17 protein-coding genes and 1 pseudogene are annotated in these 18,908 nt (G+C 57.7%); 7 read left to right on the top strand and 11 right to left on the bottom strand.

Going from position 1 to position 18,908, the window contains the following annotated elements; genetic code table 11:
- Positions 1-61 precede the first annotated feature (61 nt).
- Entirely contained in the window at positions 62-1,084 is a 1,023-nt protein-coding gene (locus WBR25_RS02940) for a GGDEF domain-containing protein (RefSeq protein WP_019445736.1), read from the top strand.
- Positions 1,085-1,215: 131 nt separating this feature from the next.
- Here the strand turns inward: WBR25_RS02940 and ompA are convergent, their stop codons facing one another.
- Both ompA and WBR25_RS02930 read right to left on the bottom strand, forming a co-directional pair.
- Positions 1,216-2,253 (bottom strand): porin OmpA, encoded by a 1,038-nt coding sequence (ompA, locus tag WBR25_RS02935; protein WP_005335824.1) that lies wholly within the window; start codon positions 2,251-2,253, stop codon positions 1,216-1,218.
- A 266-nt stretch (positions 2,254-2,519) separates the two neighbouring features.
- Positions 2,520-3,557 carry an SGNH/GDSL hydrolase family protein gene (locus tag WBR25_RS02930; protein WP_047434505.1) on the bottom strand — a complete coding sequence of 346 codons (1,038 nt, stop codon included), beginning with the start codon at positions 3,555-3,557 and terminating at the stop codon, positions 2,520-2,522.
- A gap of 254 nt (positions 3,558-3,811) precedes the next feature.
- Between WBR25_RS02930 and WBR25_RS02925 the strand changes: the two genes are divergently transcribed.
- Positions 3,812-4,198 carry a YgiW/YdeI family stress tolerance OB fold protein gene (locus WBR25_RS02925; protein ID WP_005335826.1) on the top strand — a complete coding sequence of 129 codons (387 nt, stop codon included), beginning with the start codon at positions 3,812-3,814 and terminating at the stop codon, positions 4,196-4,198.
- An 85-nt stretch (positions 4,199-4,283) separates the two neighbouring features.
- On the opposite strand, the gene mltC is transcribed toward WBR25_RS02925, so the two are convergent.
- The 3 genes from mltC to mutY all read right to left on the bottom strand — a co-directional run bounded on the left by mltC (position 4,284) and on the right by mutY (position 6,838).
- Positions 4,284-5,387 (bottom strand): membrane-bound lytic murein transglycosylase MltC, encoded by a 1,104-nt coding sequence (gene mltC, locus WBR25_RS02920; RefSeq protein WP_005354839.1) that lies wholly within the window; start codon positions 5,385-5,387, stop codon positions 4,284-4,286.
- Between the two features lie 117 nt (positions 5,388-5,504).
- The gene (locus WBR25_RS02915) at positions 5,505-5,777 is read right to left on the bottom strand and encodes an oxidative damage protection protein (RefSeq protein WP_005335828.1); all 273 of its coding nucleotides are present in this window, start codon (positions 5,775-5,777) and stop codon (positions 5,505-5,507) included.
- 8 nt (positions 5,778-5,785) lie between these two features.
- Positions 5,786-6,838 carry an A/G-specific adenine glycosylase gene (gene mutY, locus WBR25_RS02910; RefSeq protein ID WP_429032579.1) on the bottom strand — a complete coding sequence of 351 codons (1,053 nt, stop codon included), beginning with the start codon at positions 6,836-6,838 and terminating at the stop codon, positions 5,786-5,788.
- Between the two features lie 237 nt (positions 6,839-7,075).
- Between mutY and WBR25_RS02905 the strand changes: the two genes are divergently transcribed.
- Entirely contained in the window at positions 7,076-8,314 is a 1,239-nt protein-coding gene (locus WBR25_RS02905) for a multifunctional CCA addition/repair protein (protein ID WP_479749380.1), read from the top strand.
- A 118-nt stretch (positions 8,315-8,432) separates the two neighbouring features.
- Here the strand turns inward: WBR25_RS02905 and WBR25_RS02900 are convergent, their stop codons facing one another.
- Both WBR25_RS02900 and WBR25_RS02895 read right to left on the bottom strand, forming a co-directional pair.
- Complete coding sequence (locus WBR25_RS02900) at positions 8,433-10,031, bottom strand: BCCT family transporter (protein WP_005335834.1); 1,599 nt, start codon at positions 10,029-10,031, stop codon at positions 8,433-8,435.
- A 9-nt stretch (positions 10,032-10,040) separates the two neighbouring features.
- The gene (locus tag WBR25_RS02895) at positions 10,041-10,568 is read right to left on the bottom strand and encodes a hypothetical protein (RefSeq protein ID WP_005335836.1); all 528 of its coding nucleotides are present in this window, start codon (positions 10,566-10,568) and stop codon (positions 10,041-10,043) included.
- Positions 10,569-10,731: 163 nt separating this feature from the next.
- Here WBR25_RS02895 and WBR25_RS02890 point away from each other — a divergent pair, with 163 nt between their 5' ends.
- Complete coding sequence (locus WBR25_RS02890; protein ID WP_013723454.1) at positions 10,732-11,211, top strand: MarR family winged helix-turn-helix transcriptional regulator; 480 nt, start codon at positions 10,732-10,734, stop codon at positions 11,209-11,211.
- Between the two features lie 67 nt (positions 11,212-11,278).
- On the opposite strand, the pseudogene WBR25_RS02885 reads toward WBR25_RS02890, so the two are convergent.
- Both WBR25_RS02885 and WBR25_RS02880 read right to left on the bottom strand, forming a co-directional pair.
- A pseudogene (locus WBR25_RS02885) lies at positions 11,279-12,497 on the bottom strand (IS3 family transposase).
- 109 nt (positions 12,498-12,606) lie between these two features.
- Positions 12,607-13,188: a YjaG family protein gene (locus WBR25_RS02880; protein ID WP_236297363.1), complete on the bottom strand. Its 582-nt coding sequence runs from the start codon at positions 13,186-13,188 to the stop codon at positions 12,607-12,609.
- Positions 13,189-13,350: 162 nt separating this feature from the next.
- Here WBR25_RS02880 and WBR25_RS02875 point away from each other — a divergent pair, with 162 nt between their 5' ends.
- On the top strand, positions 13,351-14,295 hold the full coding sequence (locus tag WBR25_RS02875) for a D-2-hydroxyacid dehydrogenase (protein ID WP_005363043.1): 945 nt from the start codon (positions 13,351-13,353) through the stop codon (positions 14,293-14,295).
- A gap of 71 nt (positions 14,296-14,366) precedes the next feature.
- On the opposite strand, the gene mepM is transcribed toward WBR25_RS02875, so the two are convergent.
- A complete protein-coding gene (gene mepM / locus WBR25_RS02870; RefSeq protein WP_005354854.1) occupies positions 14,367-15,704 on the bottom strand; it encodes a murein DD-endopeptidase MepM in 1,338 nt (445 codons plus the stop codon).
- Positions 15,705-15,964: 260 nt separating this feature from the next.
- On the opposite strand from mepM, the gene WBR25_RS02865 reads away from it, so the two are divergent.
- Positions 15,965-17,263 (top strand): LapD/MoxY N-terminal periplasmic domain-containing protein, encoded by a 1,299-nt coding sequence (locus WBR25_RS02865; RefSeq protein WP_323896561.1) that lies wholly within the window; start codon positions 15,965-15,967, stop codon positions 17,261-17,263.
- On the top strand, positions 17,260-18,201 hold the full coding sequence (locus WBR25_RS02860; protein ID WP_479749379.1) for a TAXI family TRAP transporter solute-binding subunit: 942 nt from the start codon (positions 17,260-17,262) through the stop codon (positions 18,199-18,201). Before WBR25_RS02865 ends, WBR25_RS02860 begins: the two co-directional genes overlap by 4 nt.
- Here the strand turns inward: WBR25_RS02860 and WBR25_RS02855 are convergent.
- Positions 18,196-18,870, bottom strand: coding sequence for a transglutaminase-like cysteine peptidase (locus tag WBR25_RS02855; protein WP_005335848.1), 675 nt, complete (start codon positions 18,868-18,870; stop codon positions 18,196-18,198). The genes WBR25_RS02860 and WBR25_RS02855 overlap by 6 nt on opposite strands.
- Between the last annotated feature and the right edge of the window lie 38 nt (positions 18,871-18,908).

The raw sequence follows: 18,908 nt of genomic DNA, 5'->3' as shown, positions 1-18,908 counted from the left end.
TTTTGGCCAATCTCTCTGTCATACTATCTTCAGTTCGCTGGCATGATGAGACACAGAACTCATGAGTAAGGACACATTTGCCCAATCCGCCGCCTATCTCAAACAGGCGGTTCCCTTGATGATCAAGTACCAGATCCCCACGACGCCGGACAATTACCACCTGTGGTACAACTATGTCTCGGCCAGCATGCCCGAGCTCAACCAGGCGATCGATCAGGCTGTCAAAATGCAGGGAACCTGCTCGCTCACCACCTGCGAGCGCCTCTATCACCAGTATCTGGCCGCTCAGGACGAGAAGCAGATGGAGGCGATGAAACTGAGCCTCGCCGCCATGGCCAACGAGCTAGGCCACTCCATGCAGGACGCCATCTCCGATACCGGCATGTTTCAGGAGATGCTCGACAAGAGTTTTGACAAGCTCAGCCGCATTGATGACGAGGGCTTCAGCCTGGAAGACACCATGGGGATCCTGCGGGAGCTGGTGCGCGAATCGCGGGATGTGCGCATGTCCACCATGCACTTTCGCAACCAGCTCAGCAATGCGGAGAAAGAGATCAAGGAGCTGCGGGCGGCGCTCAACGAGACGCGCAAGCTGGCCAACGAGGATGCCCTCACCAACCTGCTCAACCGCCGCGCCTTCGATCTGGAGCTGGAGGGGTTGATCCGCAGCCAGCACCCCTTCTCGCTGATCCTTGCTGATATCGATCGCTTCAAGAACTTCAACGACGAATATGGGCACCTGCTCGGCGATCAGGTGCTACGCGCCTTCAGCAAACGGCTGCGCGATGCCTGCAAGGAGGGGGTCACCGCCTATCGGCTGGGTGGGGAGGAGTTCGCCATGCTGGTCCCCCATCGCTCGCTGGCGCTGGCCAGACAGATGGCGGAGAGCATGCGCCGCGCCATCGAGCGGATGTCGATTCTGGATCGCAAATCGGGCCGCCGCATCGACCACATCACAGCCTCGTTTGGCGTGGGCGAGTTCAACGGTCAGGAGAGCGCAGACTGTCTGGTCGAACGTACCGACAAGCTGCTCTACAAGGCCAAGGAGCTGGGACGCAACCGGGTGATGCCGCTCCCTTCCTGATTTAGTCCCCTGCCCGACCGCAATGCCAATGTAAAAAGCCAGTCAGATCAACTGACTGGCTTTTTGGTCTCTCTTGCTCCGACAGGGGCTGTTCATTCCAGCCCCAGTGGAACTCTGCTCAGTGTGAAGGATTACTCCTGCACCTCGCTGACACCTTCGACTTTCACATCAACACGGCGATCCGGAGCCAGGCAGACGATCAGCTCACGCTTGGACTTGCTGACACAGCTGTCGCCGGTAACCGGTGAGGATTTACCACGACCTTCCACATTGATCTTGGCGGCCGGAATCCCTTTACCAACCAGATAGTTGGCAACGGTCTGGGCACGCTGTTCGGAGAGCTTCTGGTTGTAGGCATCGGAACCGATACGGTCGGTGTGGCCAATTACGGTTGCCACGCCATCTTTGGGTCGCGCCTCTTCAATCTGGCTATAGAGGCTATCCAATGCCTGACTGGCCTCTGGCTTAAGGGTCGCCTTGTTGAAGTCAAACAGCACATCGGAGCTCAGGGTGAACTGCTTCTCAACCATCACAGGTGCAGGAGCAGGTTCCGGAGCCGGGGCGGGCGCCACAGGGGCAACCTGACCAAAGCGATAAACCGCTGCCAGTGAGAGCAGGCCGTTATCCATTCTCAGACCGGTATCATCGCGGCTGCCATACGGGGTGGTGTACTGGTACTCCAGGCGAGCGGCCCAGTCGAGATTGAACGCATACTCGGCACCCAGTGCACCGACCATGACAAAGCGGCTGTCATCTTTGTAGACATCGCTCTTGGTATCAGCCCAGCCATAACCGCCACCAACACGACCATACAGATCCAGATTATCGGTAACCGGGAAGCCCAGTTTCAGGGTCAGTTGAGCCAGCTGTGCTTTTACTTCATCACTGAAAGCGCCTGCCGCCGTAGTGGCATCGTATTTGTAATTGCCCAGATAGTCGTAACCCAGCTCCAGTCCCAGATTCTTGTTGATCTGATAACCGCCAAACACGCCTGCACCCAAGGCATCGTTGGTCTCATTGCCAAGGGTCAGGGCATTGCTTTCATCAATGCCGTAGAAGTTGGACCAACCCAGTTTGGCACCGCCATACCAGGTGTTGTCCTGACCGGCAGCCTGGGCATTGGCCGCCAGCAAGCCGGTAACCAGCAAGGTAATCAATGATTTTTTCATGTTTGAGCCTCTGCAACTTTATGTAGGAGGAGGTTGATTGATATCACCTCGTCTTATAGGTGCAACCACCCAAAAGCGATCGCAGCATATCAACGTTAGCCTATTTTCAAGTCACTGATATCAATTAACAAAAAACACTCTAACGCAACCACGTTACAAAAACAGCAACAAACGTTTGTTATTTGAACTGAATGTGACGCAAAAAGACGCACAGATGAGGGCAGATAGGAGAAAAAGGGCCAGCAACATGCTGGCCCGAAGAGATATCAGTGACGAACAAACTCGTAGTGCTGATCGATAAAGTCAGCAACACGCTGGCTCAGTACCTTGTGCACCGTCTTGGTCGGATGCACCTGATCCCAGAACATATGCTCATCGCAGTTAAGAGTCGCAGCTCGCCCTTTTGCCTGCCCGCTCACCACCGCCTGCGCCAGGATCGGGTTACCGGCAATAGCCACTCTTTCGGAGACACTCAAAGCCGGGGTCGCAGCCACCTCGGCGGCGCTGCCGGAGAACGGCTTCCACGTATAGCCGCCACCGTAGCAGGCGTGTTCTGTGTCACTCAGCCCGAACAGCTGGGGATCGCGCATCATCTCGTCAAACTGCTTGTCCACTTCGAACAGCTTCACGATGCCAAGGGGAGCCAGCTCTCGAGTGAGGTTCTGCAACTTCTGGTTGTGGTAACTGGCCACATGGCGCACCTTCTCCACCACCTTCATGCTGCGGGCTGACGGGGTCTGCCCCAGATCAGGAATGTTGAACAGCAGGATCTGCTGCGCGCCGTTGAGCACCAACCGGTTGGATGCCAGCCGGATGGTATCGATCACCCGATCCGCATCCCGCTCGGTGTTCCAGCCATAAGCCAGATAGTCATTGGCACCGACCCAGATCACCACCAGATCATCGGGGCGGAACTTGTCCTTTTTCAGGAACTGATCGATCTCGTAATCGAGGTTGTTGATCACCTGATATTTGGGATCCCAGGACCAGAAACCGAGCCAGCCATTCAGGGCCCCCAGATGGTTATAGGCCACCGCGGTTGCACCGCCTTCAGCCTCGTTGGCCACGACCAGACCGGGAAAACGCTCGTCACCCAACTGCTCCAGCCACACCGGGCCGTTGCTGAATCGCCCGTTGAAGTAAGGTGGGCTGGAGGGGAGATACCCCCGCATCTTCTTGTACATCTTGCCGGTGTCGGAGAGGCTGTCACCAAACATCACGACCCGGGAAAAAGGTTGGCGTCCCTCTGCCGCTTGCGCGGTTAATGCCATTAACCCCAATAAACAAACAAGCCATTTTTTCATATTGTTATGCTCTTCGATTAAGCAGGTGAGACCTGCGGACTTCTCCTCGAGTGGCGACAGGCATGGGAAGAGTCTGCTGCCACTGACTTCTGGTGAAGGCGACAGATTACAGTTCCAGATGAAATCACACATGTTCCGACACCGATGAAATCGCTTGCGCTCACAAAACAGACAATCACACCAGCCTATTTCTTTCACGCTTGTTTCACATCCCCCCCGGCACAATGCCCCCATACCAACGACAGGAGTATGAAATGAACAAGGCAAGCGCAAGCGTAATCGGACTGTTGACCCTGATGTCTGTCTCCTCTTTTGCCATGGCGGCCTATACCGGCCCGCAGGAGCAGAACAAGGTTTCCGTTGCTCAGCTGAAAGATCTGGCCGATGACAGCTGGGCCACCCTGGAAGGGAAACTGGTCAAGCACCTGGGCGGCGAGAACTATCTGTTCCGCGACGCCAGCGGTGAGGTGGAGGTCGAAGTGGATCAGGATGTGTGGCGTGGCACCGAAGTGGGCCCGGATGATCAGATCCGTATCCGTGGTGAAGTGGACCACAGCTGGAACAAGACCGAAGTGGAAGTGAAAACCCTGGAGAAAGTGGGCGCGGCCCCGCAGACCAAGGGCGGCTTTATCGCCAAATAAGGCCACTTCAACGACGAATTGGCCAGACGTTAAAAGGGCGCTTGATATCAAGCGCCCTTTTGCATGGTTAACCCAGCGTCACCGCTTAACCGGCCCGACTGGCAAAGGCTCTCTTGAACCCCTTCTCGGCCTGATTGACCTTGTAGAGGTAACGGCGCGCCTCCTCTTTGGGATGCTGCTCGGTCAACACCTGATAGACCGCCTCGGGGGAGAGCCGGTTGATCCGGCCCGGCGCCGCCTTGCGATCGCTGGAGAAGGTATTGAGCACCCCGCCAGCGCCACCGTTATAGGCGGAGATAACCGCATAGCGACGGGAGCGCGGATCCTGAATATCCGCCAGATAGACGGTCTGCAACAGGTGCAGATAGGCGGTACCGACATCGATGTTGTAGGCCGGGTTGAACAGCTCCTCCCGGGTCGGCTGACCGTTCTTGCCCTTGACCCGCACATAGACGTCACGACCGGCGGTAGCCGGGATCACCTGCATCAGGCCATAAGCGTTGGCATGGCTCACCGCATAGGGGTTGAAGCTGCTCTCGGTCTTGATCACCGCATAGATCAGGCTCTCCGGCACGCCGTATTTGCGCGACGCTTCCCGGATGATCCCAGCATACTTGTAGCCCCGTCGATCTTCATGGTTGGCCACCATGGGTATATCGACGAAGAAGATGGTGCGAATACCCAGAGTGCGCTTCTTCATCGCCGTGTTGAGCAGGTAATCGGCATAACGCTCGGCGCGCCAGGAGGCGCGGATTGGCTGGCGCTGATTGTCCAGCACCTGACCGTAGAGGAAAGGCTCGCCGCCGGTCAGAATTTCCCGATCGGAGTAAAGATCCACTTCGGCCGGATCGTCCGGCGTCAGCAGGGTCTCGATGATGGCGCGACGCAGGTGAGCGCGGGGATCGATGCCCGAGACCGTCTCCACCATGATGTGGCCGCTGGAGAAGTCGATGTGGGCCCGGCTCTTGTACTGATCCGTGTATTTGACGTAGTCAAACTTGCCCGCAAACAGCGCCTCCCGCCCCCATATCTCGTTCACGTTATGGGAGAGCGCGCTGATCATGTGTTCAAAACCGCGGATGTCCTTGCCGTTGACCAGATCGTCATCCTCACTCCCGCTGGGCTTGGGGGAAGATGAGCAGGCAGAGAGAAACAGCAGGGTGCACAGCAGCCAAAAAATTCGGCCCATAGGATCCTCAAACCGGGCAGCAGAGCTGCCCATCATTCATTTGCTGCGACTTCAGGAGCGGTCACACCAGTGTGGCGCCATTACCGCACCTGTTCACACATACAACAGCCGGAGAGCTTACTGGGCAGGCGGGGTGTAACCTTCGATCTGCACTTCACCTGCATCAAACAGGTAGCTGACCATCTCTTTTTCCAGCAGTTGGCGATGCTCAAGATTCATCATGTTGAGCTTTTTCTCGTTGATCAGCATCACCTGCTTCTTCTGCCACTCGGCCCAGGCTTCCTTGCTGATGTTGTCAAAAATCCGCTTGCCGAGCTCACCGGGATAGAGTTGGAAATCCAGACCCGGGCCCTCTTTTTTCAGGCGTTGGCAAAATACAGTACGGCTCATGTTGACCTCTATGGTTGTAACTCTGGATAGGCGAGCAGACGGGCCGTGGCGGCCGCCAGCCCCACCTCGGCAGGATGGCGTAAGTTATACCAGAGTCGGTTATCTGCTTCCATGAGCCGCAGCGGCTGCGCCTCATCAATGTCAATCAGCAACGGCTGAATATCGAGATGGAAGTGGCTGAAGGTATGGCGAAAACCGGCCAGTTCCCGATAGCCGTGATGGCTCAGGCCAAGGGACGCCAGCAGACCATCCACCTCCGCCAGCGAAGCCACCTGCGGGAAGCAGTAGAGCCCGCCCCAGATCCCCTGTGGCGGCCGCTTCTCCAGCAATAACTCGTCACCATGGCGGATCAACAACATGACGCCGTCGCGGGCCGGAATGCTCTTCTTCGGCTTGCTGTTGGGGTAGGCAGTGGGGTTGCCTTGCGACAGCCCCTGGCAATCGGCCCGCACCGGACAGCGATCACAGGCAGGCTTGCTGCGGGTGCAGATCGTCGCCCCGATATCCATCATCGCCTGATTGTATTGCGCCACGCCCAGTTTGGGAGTCAGCCGGATGGCGATCTCCCACAGCTCGTTCTCAACCTGCTTCTGGCCGGGCCAGCCCGGCAGCGCCAGCCAGCGGGTGAGTACCCGCTTCACGTTGCCATCAAGGATGGCGTGGGGCTGACCCAGAGAGAGCGACAGCACGGCCCCGGCGGTTGAGCGACCAATGCCCGGCAGCGCCATCACCTCGTCAAAACTCTCGGGAAAGAGACCGTGGTGGTGATCGCGGATCTGCTGGGCCGCCTTGTGCAGGTTGCGGGCCCGGGCGTAGTAGCCAAGCCCGGTCCAGTGGTGCAGCACCTCGTCGACAGGGGCATCGGCCAGCGCCACCACATCGGGGAAACGCGCCATAAAACGCTGGTAATAGGGGATGACTGTAGCGACTTGGGTCTGCTGCAGCATGATCTCCGAGACCCAGACCCGGTAAGGGGTCTTCTCCTGCTGCCAGGGCAGGGTTTTGCGGCCATGAAGCTCATACCACTCCAGAACCCGGCTTGCGAAGGTTGATTGATTCACGTTGTTCTCATGTCGTTGATATATGGGGAACTCTGCGGTTCCTTCGGCTCATCTGGCCTGCGCGGGCATAAAGTCATCCCGCAGCACAGCGCCAGCTGTCTGGTGCGGCAGCGTAAGGCCTCGTCACGCCCAAGTCAAAGCCGCGCTGACTGGCGCTGCGGGCAGGTGGTGGTCAGGCAGCAAAGCGGTAACAAAGACGATATACTCGGCCCCACGATTGATGACGGGAGAGACGGTTTGCAGACTTATCTGGTTGGGGGCGCAGTGCGGGATCGCCTGCTGGGGTTGCCGCAGGGCGACAGGGATCATCTGGTGGTCGGCGCCACCGTGGAACAGATGCTGGCGCTGGGTTTTACCCAGGTCGGTCGCGACTTTCCCGTGTTTCTTCACCCCAAAAACCAGCAGGAGTATGCCCTCGCCCGTACCGAACGCAAACAGGGTCAGGGCTACACAGGCTTTGTCTGCCACGCCGCCCCCGATGTGACGCTGGAGCAGGATCTGCTGCGCCGGGATCTCACCATCAACGCCATCGCCGAGGATGATCAGGGCCAACTCCACGATCCCTACGGTGGCATCGAGGATTTGGAAAAACGGCTGCTGCGCCACGTCTCCCCCGCCTTTGCCGAAGATCCGCTGCGCATCCTGCGGGTCGCCCGCTTCGCCGCCCGCTTCCACGCTCAGGGCTTTACCATAGCGCCGGAGACCCTCGCCCTGATGAGCGAGATGACGGCCGCTGGCGAGCTGGCCCACCTCACGCCGGAGCGAGTCTGGAAGGAGCTGGAAAAAGTGCTGCTGGGGCCAACCCCGCAGATCTTTATCGAGGTGCTGCGCCAGTGCGGCGCCCTCAAGGCACTCTTCCCCGAAATCGACGCTCTGTTCGGCGTCCCCGCCCCGGCCAAGTGGCACCCGGAGATCGACACCGGCATCCACACCCTGATGGTGCTGGAGCAGGCGTGCCGGATCTCCCCGGAATTGACCGTCCGCTTTGCCGCCCTCTGCCACGACCTTGGCAAGGGAGTAACCCCCAAGGAGTTCTGGCCAAGCCATCACGGTCACGGCCAGAAAGGGCTACCGCTTATTCGCGCTCTGTGCGATCGGTTCCGGGTACCCAATGAGTGCCGGGATCTGGCGCTGCTGGTGAGCGATCTGCACACCCACATCCATATCGCCTTTGAGCTCAAGCCCGCCACCCTGCTCAAGGTGTTCGACAAGGCGGATGCCTGGCGCCGCCCCGAGCGCTTTGCCCAGCTGCTGAATGCCTGCCGCGCCGACTTCCACGGCCGCACCGGTTTCGAGGAGCGGGTCTACGCCGAGCCGGACTATGTGGCCGAAGCGCTGGCTGCCGCCCAGGCGGTGCCGGTGAAAGAGATAGTGGCGGCCGGTTACAAAGGGGAAGAGATCAAGGAGCAGCTGGCCAAAAAGCGCACTGATGCCATCAGCCGGGTCAAGGATGAGTGGACCTTTATCGAGGAGTAACCTCGGCCCCATAACAGACGGCCGCCCTGATGATGAGCTCCGCAAGGAGAGCATCGCCAGGGCGGCCGTTTTCCATCCAGATTGATATGTGAAGGGGCGCTAACCCCTGCTGGTGCCGTTATGCCGGACCAATTCTCTCCATCAGGCTCATATGGGATGAGCCATCGTGGCGCTTGAGGTTCTGGCGATATTCGAACTGGCGCTGGCTCTCCTGCTTGAGCCCCAGCATCAGCGAATAGCACATCGCCAACATGATCACCGAGAAGGGCAGCGCGGCTATGATGCTGGCCGCCTGCAAGGCTGCCAGGCCGCCGGAGACCAGCAGGATAGCGGCAACCAGCCCCTGCCCCAGACCCCATACGGCGCGGTGCAGTACCGGCGGCTCCTGATCACCGATGGAGAGCAGAGTCGTGATGACCAGCGTGCCCGAGTCACTGGAGGTGATGAAGTAGGTGCAGATGAGCAGGGTCAACACGGCCTTGGCGATCCAGCCGAAGGTATCCCAGTGCAGCAGCTCGACCGTCTTGTAGAGCGCCAGCGTCACATCCTGATTGACCGCAGCGACCACGCCACCACCGCCAAACAGCTCCAGATTCATCGCCGTACCGCCAAACACGGTGAGCCAGAACATGCCGAGCAGCGAGGGTACCAGCAGCACACCGAGCACAAACTCGCGAATGGTACGCCCCTTGGAGATGCGGGCGATAAACATGCCGACAAACGGCGCCCAGGCAATCCACCAACCCCAGTAAAACGCCGTCCAGCTCGACTGCCAGGCCGAAGTGCCGTTGGCCTCGGTGTTGGTCCAGAAGCTCAGTTTGACGATGTTCTGCAGGTAATCACCGATGTTCTGTACATAGGCGTTGAGGATATAGGTGGTCGGCCCCAGCACCAGAAAAAGCGCGAGCACGAAGACGCTTAGCCAGATATTGAGCTCGGAGAGGATCTTCACTCCGCGCCCGACCCCGGAAACCGCCGACAGGGTGGCGATCAGGCTGATACCGCCAATCAGCCAGAGCTGGTTGGACTGCGACACCGCCATACCAAACATCTGGTTGAGGCCGGTATTCATCTGGGAGACCCCCAGACCAAGGGAGGTCGCCACCCCGAAGACTGTGCCGAACACCGCCAGCACATCGGCCGCATGGCCCCAGAAACCGTAGATCCGCTCGCCGAGGATGGGGTAAAGCACAGAGCGGATCGCCAGCGGCAACTTGCGACGATAACTGAAAAAGGCCAGCGACAGGCCAACGATCACATAGATGGCCCAGGGGTGCAGGCCCCAGTGGAAGAAGGTGAGGCGCATGGCGATCTGGGCCGCTTCCGGGGTCATCCCTTCGGTAATGAACGGATTGCCCTGCAGATGGTTCATCGGCTCGGCTATGCTCCAGAACACCAGACCGATCCCCATGCCAGCGCTAAAGAGCATGGAGAACCAGGCGAAGTAGCCGAACTCCGGTACCTGGTCGTCGTCACCCAGCCGGATGCTGCCAAAACGGCTGAACATCAGGTAGACAGCGAAGAACAGGAACAGGGCGACCACCAGAATGTAGTACCACTTGAACCCGGCAATAATCTGATCCTTGGCACCGACAAACCAGGCGGCCGCGGTATCGGGAACAAATACGCCAAACAGCAAAAACAGGGTGATCACGGTGAGGGCCGTCATGGCCATGGTGGGGTTGAGGCCTTTCAATAGCCCTTTGCTTGCTCGCATCCAGCCTCCTTAGTCGTTGTTGAAAAAGTCTTCGCCCACATGATCACCGGCACCACCGATGGCGCGATAGACCAGTTTACCGGCTGCCTGTTCGCGGTGATCCACCAGCGAAACCGAGGGCTGGCCGTTCACGGCGTGACGCTTGCCAAGGAAGATGGCCATGGGGACGCCCAGATTGGAGATACCGCTGGTGATCCAGAGGCGGTTGAAGTCGTAAGAGCCACCGATGAACTCCAGCTGGGCCAGGCCGGTATCTAGGCCGGTCAGATAGAAGTTCATGGCACTTTCGTCAGGAAAGAGGTGCACCAGCACATAGGCGTAGCGCAATTCGTTCACCAACTCCTTTAGGTTGAAAGTACCTGTCTCACTGCAAGAGAGGGGTAACTCACCATCATAGTGGTGTACTTTGAGGTTGTTGGGGTCTTCATCATAGGCAGGCTGATAGCGCACAAAAGCCGAGGTATCCGGCAGTTCATAGCGCACTCTGACCACACGTAACTCGGCCACCAGAGACTTGATATCCAGCTCGTCATTCATCATTTCGCTCCTCAAATGTCAGGGTGAATTCCGTGAAATGCCCGTCAACCTAACACAAAATTAATTAGAGCAGAAATTATTACAGCAAAAACAATATTGACCTTGTGACGAATTAGGCGGAAAATTTTGCGCCTCTCCATAGCCCTCCAATGACGCACACCCCATGGAAAAACATGATGAAGTGCTGGTCGCCCTGCGCCAGATTATTCGTGCCATCGACATGCACTCCAGGCGCTTGATCAAAGAAGCCGGGCTCACCTCCCCGCAACTCTTGCTGCTCAAAGGGATCGACGAGTTGGGACAGATCTCCATGCGCCAGCTGGCCGATCACACCAACATGAGCCAGGCCACCGCCACCACCATCATGGACCGATTGGAGAGCCGCCAACTGGTGCAGCGCGTTCGCAGCAATACCGACAAGCGCAAGGTTCACGCGACACTGACTGACGCAGGCCGCGCCCTGCTGGCCCAGGCCCCCACCCCGCTGCAAGAGCGCTTCATCCAGCGTTTTCAGGCGCTGGAAGCGTGGGAACAGACCCTGCTGCTCTCCTCCCTGCAACGCATCTCCTCCATGATGAATGCAGACGAAATCGACGCGGCCCCGGTGCTGAGCGTCAGACCCCTCACCGAAGAGCAGGCATAAACAGTTGAACAATTTCAGTGTCTAGTCCTGAAATAGGTTTACACATTTTCAACTAGCATTTCTCTACTCAGAACCCCCTATATGCCGCATCGGGGGTTCTGTATTTCAACGCATGATGCGGCCGCTCCGCGTTGTAAATATCCACTGCTTCACGCACCATTTCCCGCGCTTGCGTCAAATCCTGCGGGCTTTGCAACAATAACTCTCCTTTCAAAATCCCGTTCACCCGCTCCGCCAACGCATTCTGGTAACAGTCATACCCATCCGTCATCGAGCATTTCACCCCGTACCGTTCATGTAATGACTGATACAGCCCAGAGCAATACTGCACGCCGCGGTCCGAGTGATGGATGAGTTCACCGTCGCCGCGTCGTTGCTTCAGCGCTTTCTTGAACGCCATCGCCACCGATTCGGCGTGCATCCCTTCGTGTACGTGATGGCCCACTATCTTGCGTGAGTACGCATCCGTCACCAGGCTCAGGTACAGCGGTCCGCTCCTGGCTGGCAGATAGGTGATATCAGCGACCCAGACCTGCTCCGGGGCCACCGGCGTGACCTGCTCTGGCCCCGCCTTGAGCAAGTTGGAATGACGGTAGAAACGGTGAAAACTGTGGGTGGTCTTGTGATACGCCCGCCTGGGCAGCACCAGCAGGCGGTGCTCGGCCAATATCTGAAACAGCCTGTCACGCCCGACCTTGAGCCCGCCATCATCCTGACCCTGGAGCAGATAATGCAGCTTGCGAGTGCCGACCCGCGGTTGTCGCAGTCGAACCTGACGCACGAAGCGCACCACCTGCAGCCCTGTGCATGGAGCTCGTCGGCGACCCGATTGCGCTTGTAGTAAGCCTGCCGGCTTATCCCCAGAAACAGGCAAGCCCTGACAATGCTCAGCCTCTCGACTTGCCGCTGCGAGAGGACTTGCCGGGTCGCTTTTTTACGATGGAGACGCCGTAGTCATTCTTCAGTACATCGACGACGGCCTCAAAGAACTGGGCCTTCTGGCTCATCAGGGCCAGCTGCTGCTCGAGTTCCTTGATACGCTGTTCGGGCGTCTGGTTGTCGGGGTCAGGCATGGTGATGCTCCTGCCGGCGCGCACAGAAGCCCCCTGGCTCCAATCTTGCCGACCATGTTTACGCAACCATACCAGAACGGTGGAGCGGCCCTGAATGCCATAACGCACCTGAGCCTGTTTGTAGGTGAGCTCGCCTTTTTCAATTTGCTCGACCAGTGCCAGTTTAAAAGTCAGCGAGTAATCGCGCTGTGTCCGTTTCACACCTTGTCCCATCGGGCTCTCCATTTATTGGGGGGAAAGGTGTAAACCATATTCAGGACGGGACACAGGCATAAAAAAAGCTCCCGAACGGGAGCTTTTTTCGATCAGGGGCCGCAGAGAATTACTCTTCCAGGCTGATCCCGATATTGGAGACGCCATCCTGAGAGGCGAATGCTCTGATGGCCAGGATTCGATCGCTGTCGCGCTCATGGGCAACCCGCTTGAGCAGTTCAACCTGGAACTCCAGCTCGGCTTCCATGTACTCGTGCTCGTAGAGCTCCTCTTCGGTCAGATCCCGCTCTTCCAGCAGCTCGATAAAACCGGCCACAGTACCGACTGATGCATGACTGGCATCGTTGGCCTCTTCGCCAACCCGGCAGATCACCGAGTTATAGGCGCAGCCCAGCGCAACACAGGCATCCAGCGCCGGATAGGCACCGTAGGATTCAAACTTGCGGGGATCCGGAATGTGAGACTCGAACTCTTCGAGAATGGCACCCAGATTGACCCGGGATCCCTTGATGGTGAGGTAGACCCACATCTGATCCAGCGCATGCCGGAAAGCGCCAGCATTGCCAAAGCCGGAGGCCTGACAGAACAGGGCATAGTTGGGGTACATGCGCTCTGCCAGCGCCAGGGTGTAGACGGTCTGTTGCCAAGGCTGTAGCTCGGCCAGTCGCTTATAAAACTTGTCACCAAACACTGGAGTCGGATCCTTTGCAAAATGTGGGGCAGATTGTAGCCCACGAGGCGCGCGGCGAAAACGAAAAAGCGCCCTGGTCGGCTATGTTGCGATATGAAGTCAGGTAAGATGGGTCGAGAGCGGCATCTTGTTGCGCCGCAAATTCTGATAAGGAACAAGAGTATGAGCCAACGTACCCTTCTTTTGCTCAGCCAGGATAATGCTCACTACGAACGGCTGCTCAAGGCCGCCAACCTCCCCCATCTGCGCATTTTGCGAGCCGATAACCAGAGCGATGCCGAGAAGCTGATCGGCGAAGCCCATATTCTGATGGCCGAACCGGCCCGTGCCAAACCGCTGCTGCCCAAAGCCAACAAGCTGAGCTGGTTCCAGTCCACCTATGCGGGAGTCGATGTGCTGCTCGACCCTGACAGTCGCCGCGACTACCAGCTCACCAATGTCCGCGGCATCTTCGGCCCGCTGATGAGCGAGTATGTCTTTGGTCATCTGCTCAGCCTGATGCGCCAAATTCCCCTTTATCGGGAACAGCAGAAACAGCGACTGTGGCAGAGTCACCCCTATCAGGGCCTCAAGGGGCGCACCATGCTGATCCTGGGGACCGGCAGCATTGGCCAGCATATCGCCCACACCGGCAAACATTTTGGCATGAAGGTGCTGGGCATCAGCCGCAGCGGTCGGGAGCGGGCTGGGTTTGATCAAGTTTATCAACTGCCTGCGCTCAACAAGATGCTGGCGCAGGCCGATGTCATCGTCAGCGTGCTGCCAGCCACCCGCGATACCCGTCATCTGTTCAATGCCGCCCGCTTCGAACACTGCAAACCGGGCGCCATCCTGTTCAACGTCGGCCGCGGCAGCGCCGTGCACTCGGGCGATTTGCTCACCGCACTGCGTACCGGCAAGCTGGCGATGGCGGTGCTGGATGTGTTCGAGCAGGAGCCGCTGCCCGCCGACAGTCCGCTGTGGGGCCAACCCAACCTCATCGTCACCCCCCACAACAGCGCCTACAGCTTCCCGGATGATGTGGCCCAGATCTTTGTGCGCAACTACATCCGCTTTATCGATGGCCAGCCACTGGATGGCAAAATCGACTTCGACAAGGGTTACTAACCCTCACTGCGCATGTAAAAAGGCCCCGCCAATCTGGCGGGGCCTTTCATTTCAGGCGGTGACGACAGGAATCAACCCGCGGCCAGCTCCTTGCGATAGCTCTTCACCTTGGCAAGGAACTGACGACGCTCCTTGCCGCTGAGCGGTTCAGCCATAGGCAGCTTGGCGGTCATGGCATTGACCGGGCGGTTGTTGATCCGCAGCTCGTAGTGCAGGTGAGCACCGGTCGAGCGACCTGTGTTGCCGGAGAGGCCGATCTTGTCGCCCATCTTCACTCGCTGACCGGTTTTGACCAGCAGCTTGCTCAGGTGCAGATAACGGGTAGAGAGAGTACGGCCATGCTTGATGACGATATAGGTACCCGCCAGCGGGTGGCTGGTTGCCTTCTGGACGATACCATCACCGGTCGCCAGCACTGGCGTACCCACCGGCACTGCGAAGTCGGTGCCCTCGTGAGGACGCACCATACCGGTTACCGGATGTTTGCGCGCCGGGTTGAAATTGGAGCTGATTCGATAGCGGCTGTGGGTCGGGTAGCGGCGGAATCCGCGCTCCAGACTGTTGCCCTGACCGTCGTAATAGTTGCCGTCATCGGAGAGCCAGGCCGACACCGTCTTGCCCTGGCTGGTCACTTCCACACCTAGCAGCTGGCTGTTGCCAGTGCTCTTGCCTTCCACTGTCTCCTGGCGTACCAGCACTTTGAACTTGTCGCCCTTCTGAAGATCCTTGGCGAAATTCATTCGCCACTGGAACAGGTTGGCAATTTTCTGGATATGGTTGGCCGGAATCCCCGCATTGCGGGCACTGACATAGAAGCTGCCGTTGATCACGCCGTTGTAACGCTGCGGTTGCCACTCGACCTTCTCATTGATCATGGAGGCGGTATAGGCATCATCGCTGCGCGCCATCACCAGCGTCTGTTTGATGTTCAGGCGGATTTTGAGTTGCTGCAGGATGTTGTCCTGATCGATCAGCAGCTCGATATTCTGGCCCGGCTTGAGGCGCGCCAGATAGTTCTTGTTGTCCGCGTCCAGCACCTTGTAGAGGGTGGTGGTGGAGAGACCGAGATTGTTAAAAATAGCGGTCAGGTTTTCGCCGTTGCGAACCCGGTAATCCTGCCACTGGGGGGTGGTGTCGACCGGGATGTCGTCATCCGGCGCACTCTGATCAACCAGTTCGTGATCGGGAATTTCGTTAAAGTCGGTGTTGTTTTCGTTGGTTGCCGTACCTGCGGTATCAATGGGCAACTCAAGACGCAGCGGCCGCTCGAGGATGTCACCCGGAGCTGGCAATAATGCCACTGCTGACAGGGTCATGGCCGTCAGCATCAGCATTGCGTAAAAGTGTTTGCGGGGAACCGGTGGTTCCCAATTGGCAGCCTGTACTACCAAGGGACGGAGACGTTTCATCCGCTATCCTGTATTTAGATCTAAAGAGTGTGAGTTGCGATGTCAGTTGTGACAAAACCGTATAAAACTGTTTGTTGGACACAAATAGTTACAAATAGTTCATCACAATCTGCATGAACCTCACATTTTATGCATAACCCGCCCGGATGGGCAGAAATGATCGTCTTTTTTAACCATTTTTTCCTATTTTTAAGAACCGGGTCGGATTCGATACTGAATAGAAACCTAAAATGTTGCGATAACTTTTCCATGGAGTGGATATGTCGTTAGCAAAACTGTTAATCAGAATAATTGTCGTCCTGTTCCTGATCGGTGCAGCGCTGCTGTTTGCACTGGAAGTCACGACAGTCCGCCAATCCATCCTCGACCAGATGTCAGCCAACCTGGAAACCGCCATCACCGCTCTCGGGCTAGTGCTGCAAGGAACCCTGCTTAATGACGACAATGTGCTGGCCGAAACCATCGTCAATGCCATGTTCGATGGCGGCTTCGTCAGCTCGGTCACCCTGATCGATCCCGATGGCCAGTTGCTGTTTCAGAAAGTCTTCCACTCTACCCAGCAAAATGTCCCCGGCTGGCTTCCCTCGGTTATCGGCATGCCGCCCGTCAAAATTGAGCAAGAGTTGACCGATGGCTGGCGCATGCTGGGCACTCTGACCCTTGAGGGGCATAGCGGCTACGCCTATCAGCATCTGTGGAATGCCATCAGCCGCACCGGCATAGCCCTGCTGGCAGGGCTCGTCATATTTACCCTGGTCATATCTCTAGTCTGCAAACGCCTGCTGCAGCCCCTGGAGCAGATCAACCTGCAGCTGATCCGCATCCGCAAACACCAGTTCAACAGCACCCTGCCCACCCCCTGGTTGCAAGACCTCAAAGAAGTGGCACTTTCCATCAACCAATTAGTCTCCGAACGCAAACGGGACCTGCTGCAACAACGGCTCAAAATCACCCAGCTGGGAAAACAGCTGCCACTGACGACCCCACAGCCGCTGCAAGGAGTGAGTCCACTGCCGGAAGGTGGGCAACTGCAAAAATTTGTCTCCACACAAGGGGAGATCGCGCTCTATCAGCGTTTCTTGCCCAGTCAGCCCCTCGGTGCCGACAGCGATCTCGCAACCATCCGGAGCGCCCTGAAACAGTGGCAGCACTCTCATATAGAGGGGGTCTTGCTGCCCCTCTCCCTGCTCAATCACCCGCAATGGTCCGAGATCGCCCCTCTGTTCAGCCAGGGCCGTGGCAAAACACTGGATTGGCGCTGGGATGTGGCCACATTCCCCGCCCACGACCAAGCCACATTGGCCGCGTTACAGGAACAGGGGTATGAGCTCGCCTTCAGCGCCATTCCCCTCAATGCGGATACCTTCAATCAACTTGACCCGCTCAATCCCATCTTTATCAGCTGTCAACTGACCGATGCGCCGCTCTACTGGAATCTGCTCTCCCAAACCATGCATGCCGCCGGTTATACCCTGCTGGCAGAATCGGGAGAGTGTCGCGACATCGACAAACTGCGGACCTGGGGTATCGATGGTTATGCCAAGGAGGCGCAATCATGAAGAAGCTCGCCATACTGTTGCCCCTGCTGTGGCAACCCGGCCTGATGGCTGAAACCGTCACTATCGCCACCGGGGGGGAGCAGGGGATTTATCACCAGATAACCAAAGAATTTTGCCGTCTGGCCCATGAGGTCGATGAGCAACTTACGTGCACATTGCAGAGCTCATCGGGTTCAATAGAAAACCTGAAGCGGCTGAAGAGTGGCGAGACCTCCTACGCCATGGTGCAGTCAGACTGGCTGTATCAGGCAAGCAAAGGCTTGGGCCCTTTTACCACGCAGCCGCAACCTGAGCTGCACGCCCTGTTTGCCACCCATGCCGAGCCCTTCACCATAGTGATCCGTGCCGATGGCGATATCACTTCACTGGAACAGCTCAAGCTCGCCCCCATCGACATGGGGTTGAAGAACTCGGGAACCCGCCAGACGGCGCTGGCTCTGTTCAACATCTTGGGAGCGAAAGAGCAGGATCTCGATCTGAAGAGCATGGCCAACCTGCCGGATGCGCTCTGCAGCAAGCAGATCGACGCATTTGCACTGGTGATGGGACACCCTAACCGGATTGTGCTCGACACCGCCAAACGTTGCGCGGTCAGTTTCCTCCCCATCGATGGGGCCACCCGTGATCAGCTACTCAAAGGGGTCAAATATTACCAACGTAGTCAGGTGCCCGCCCGCATCTACCCCGGCAATCTGAAGGCGACCCCCACCTTTGCCATTGCCGCCACCCTGGTCACCAATGCCACCATGCCGGAAGAGTCTGTCTATCGTCTGACCAAGGCCATGCTGACCCAGCAGACCAAGTTCAATGAGCAGACTTATGGCTACGCCAATATGTTTCACCGGGCACGCAATAAAACCGGCCCGGTGCTGAGTATTGAGCAGCATCCGGGCGCAGCTAAATATTTCGAGGAGCTGAAAGCGGCGGGCAAGCTATAACTGACGACGGGGAGAGCGCAGTTGCTCGCTGGAGAAACGGGTCTTCATCGATGTCCACTGCGCCAACCGATCGGCACTCCCCGCCAGCGTCCCTTCCCGCCGTGACTTCATGATCCAGATGCTTTTGGCATCGAAACTGTAAACGGGAATGAGATCGGTACGCTTGCTGCCCGGCAGGATCCGGCTGTTGATGTTGTCGAGCACCAGTGGGTCAGCCTTGGGTGTCGGAAAATAGAGAGTCACCATGTGGAACTGGTTGTAACGCACCGCCTTGACGTAGGCCAGCCGCAGCTTCTTCTCATCCACCCCCAGCTCCATCAGGGTGTAGTACTTGGAGATGCTGTAATCCTCGCAATCCCCACCCCGGGCGCCGATGAACTCCAGCGGATTGGCCCAGTAATCCTCATCTCCCCACAGCTTGGGATCCTCGCTGTAGGTCAGATTGTTGAAGTAATTGTTCACCAGCTCGATCTTCTGCTGGTCGGTTGTACCCGCTCTGGGGGTGAGCAGGCGAGAGAATGCCTCGGCCCGCTGAATGGCCCGGCCACCATACACTTCCTGCAGCTTGGCCCGCAGATCCGGACTGGCAATATATTCGGAAAGACGCGAAGCCTGCACGTTGGCGCAACATAGCGCCAACGTGCAAGCCGGGATCAACAACCATTTCATACCGGACACTCCATGTCAGATGCTGGAGGTCAGTATAG

Source organism: Aeromonas sp. MTB, from assembly GCF_056632455.1.
This window is presented reverse-complemented; position numbering and strand designations above follow the sequence as displayed.